Here is a 2,645-nt window from a genome sequence, read left to right on the forward strand (position 1 = left end):
TGCGTGGATGACGCGCGCCGCTCCCTCGCAAGCGTCCAGAACCTCCCCGGGGAGCTTCCCGTGGGTGTCCGACAAGACCACGATGCGCGCGGGCGGTGGCATGAGTGCGGTTCAGGCAGGGGGGTGGCTTGAAATCAGGAGACGAAACCCCACCCTCGCTCCGAGGCGAAGAAGATCGGCGGCGCGGAGGAGGATATACCACCACCTGAGTCCCGGCCGGTAGGCGGGATACATCTGGGCCATGATCTCCGCCCGGGGAAAGGCCGCCTCCCACAAAAGACGCCCCTTGCCCCCCAAGCCCTTTTGGTTTGAGATCCAAAGCAGGTTGGCCACGGGGGGCTCCTCCCACTCGTCCTTTTCGCCCTCCAGCCTCTTTCCGCTGGCCGCCAGCTCCAGAAGAACGCGATCCAGCCAGCCCGGTTGAATCCGCTCCAGCTCCGCGAGCACATGCGCAGGGAAACAGGACAAAAGACCGGCCCTCCCCTGGCTGTCTCCCCTTGTCATCATTTGCACTGTATACGAAAGGGGCCGAAGCAACTTCCACGCGGCGGCCCGCGTCAGGACGGCCTCCCAATCAAACCGGCTTTCAGACAAAATGACGGCCTCAATATCTGCATACCAGATTCCCGGCGAGAAATTGTGCTTCATGAGATGGGCCGAGAGGATCAACAAATGATCCTCGGGAGAAGGAATCCGGTAGGGAGCGCCCAGCGGCGAGGGCCGTGACCGGGACCAGACCTCCACATCCTGCTCGTTTCCCCCACCTTCATAACGGGACGATACCCGATCGTCGGCGCATACCCGCTGATGGATTTCGATGCGGAAGGGGCCGCGCTCCCAATGCACTGCATCCGCGGTTTCATAGCCCTGTTCTTCCAAAACTCTAAGGACAGACTCCACTTCTACAGAGGTCCGCAAAACCCAATCCGAATCTTCCATCGGCCGAAGGCCCATGTTTCCATAAATTTCCTGCAGGGCGAAGCCCTTGATAAGCAATGGGGAAACCCCACCTTCCGCAAGAGACGGTGCGAGACGCCGCAGTTCCGCCTCAAATGTGGCATTCGCAAGGGCCGTGCGCCGGTATTCGTGCTGAAGGGAGGCCGCGGGCTCGGCGATGCCCGCATTCCGAAGATGATGACACAAGAGCCCGCCCACCCTCCTGTAAATGGCCTCATCTTCCGCTGCTGCCCACTCTTCTGCCGTGGCCTCCCCGGCGGCGCGCTGGAGGACAGAGATATCCTCCGGACGGAGGGAAAACCTCGAACCCAGGGAAACGAGAATCTGCGGGGGACTCTCTCTGCCGCTGGTATCTGTCGCCTCGTTTAATAAAACGCCCACATTGCGCCCCTGAAATTCCTGGGTTTTGTCTCTTCCTCATGCCCGGCCATATATATCCAAACCTGCAGATTTCCGGCGTTTTGGTTAGCAAAACTCTTGTTTTTTGCCATCTTCCGGCCAAATCAAGATGTGTCCTGCTTCACAAAATCCCGATCTTTGATTTGCCATAGTAAACCTTAAAAATATAAACTGTTAATAGGGGAAGCAAAGTGCGTGTGGATTTGGCTTGAAGATGCGGTCGCCCACCCAAATCCCTTGGCAACCTCCCCGATACACGTTCCGTCTGGAGACCGAAATGGACCGGAAAACCGAAACAAACAGCCAAATCCCGCCGGGAATGATCCACGGCCATACGAGGCGGGAGTTCATTCGAAAAGTCCTTTTGACGACCGCCTACACGGCTCCCATCATCACCACTTTTTCGGTCTCTGACGCCTTTGGAGCCAAGAAAGGATTTACCTTCAGCCCCTCTGGAAGCGGCGGCATGATGATGATGATGATTTCGCCGGGAGGGATGGGCAGAAGTGGCGGTAAGAAGAAGGATAAGGACAAAGACAAGGATAAGCTTTAGGGCGCGAGCCTGTAAGAAGAAGGGCAAAGGGGGGGTGGCCGCGCTGGCGGTCGTAAAAAATCTTGGGCCCGGGGTAAAGCGCTGAGTTCCTCTACCGGCCCTCTCCCAGGACTTCAATCACAAATTTCAGCGCATCGTTCCTTGACGGAAATACCTTGGGAAAGTCCGAAAAAATTCTTGCGGCAATCTCCCCCTGTGTCAGGCCTTCATCCACGATCTCCAGAATTCTTTTCGTCACATGATGATTCGGCGGCGGCGGCGGAACGTATTCCTCCGTGTGCCGAAGCAGGCGATTCTGCGTCAGAGGAAACGCCGAAAAAGTGGAGCCCTCCGCCGTCATCCGACCGGATGTCACCTGCCATTTCCACCAGGCCTCTTTTCCTTCCTTCCCGATCAAACAGTCAAGGGACCAATCGAGTGATTCGCCTTCATCCACTTTAACGGCATCCGAGAGCGGAAAAAACATCTGCTCAAATACGGTTTCGCCCTGCCCCGGCGCGTTGTCGAGAAAAATGCCCTCTTCCAGCTCCAGCCGGAACCAAGAACAAATTCCGTGTACATATCCACCTCTTGAGGCGGTCTCGCTCCCCGTCCCGCTCAGCGAGAATGTTTCTTCCGGATCCCCAATATCATAGCGCCGAATCTGGCGGGGCCGGGTCATCAGCGCCTCGGACGGGATGCGGCGCTTTTGCGGCTGGTTAAGCAGCCATTTCGAAAGCGGTCCAAACTCCATCCC

3 protein-coding genes are annotated in these 2,645 nt (G+C 57.4%); 1 reads left to right on the forward strand and 2 read right to left on the reverse strand.

The window, feature by feature from the left end; genetic code table 11:
• Positions 1 to 111 precede the first annotated feature (111 nt).
• The gene (locus O2807_14405) at positions 112 to 1,338 is read right to left on the reverse strand and encodes a nucleotidyltransferase family protein (protein MDA1001695.1); all 1,227 of its coding nucleotides are present in this window, start codon (positions 1,336 to 1,338) and stop codon (positions 112 to 114) included.
• 295 nt (positions 1,339 to 1,633) lie between these two features.
• Between O2807_14405 and O2807_14410 the strand changes: the two genes are divergently transcribed.
• A complete protein-coding gene (locus O2807_14410; GenBank protein MDA1001696.1) occupies positions 1,634 to 1,909 on the forward strand; it encodes a hypothetical protein in 276 nt (91 codons plus the stop codon).
• A 91-nt stretch (positions 1,910 to 2,000) separates the two neighbouring features.
• Here the strand turns inward: O2807_14410 and O2807_14415 are convergent.
• Positions 2,001 to 2,645, reverse strand: a 645-nt coding sequence (locus O2807_14415) for a hypothetical protein (protein MDA1001697.1), incomplete at its 5' end; no start/stop codon positions are given.

This window comes from bacterium (assembly GCA_027622355.1).
GTDB lineage: Bacteria > UBA8248 > UBA8248 > UBA8248 > UBA8248 > JAQBZT01.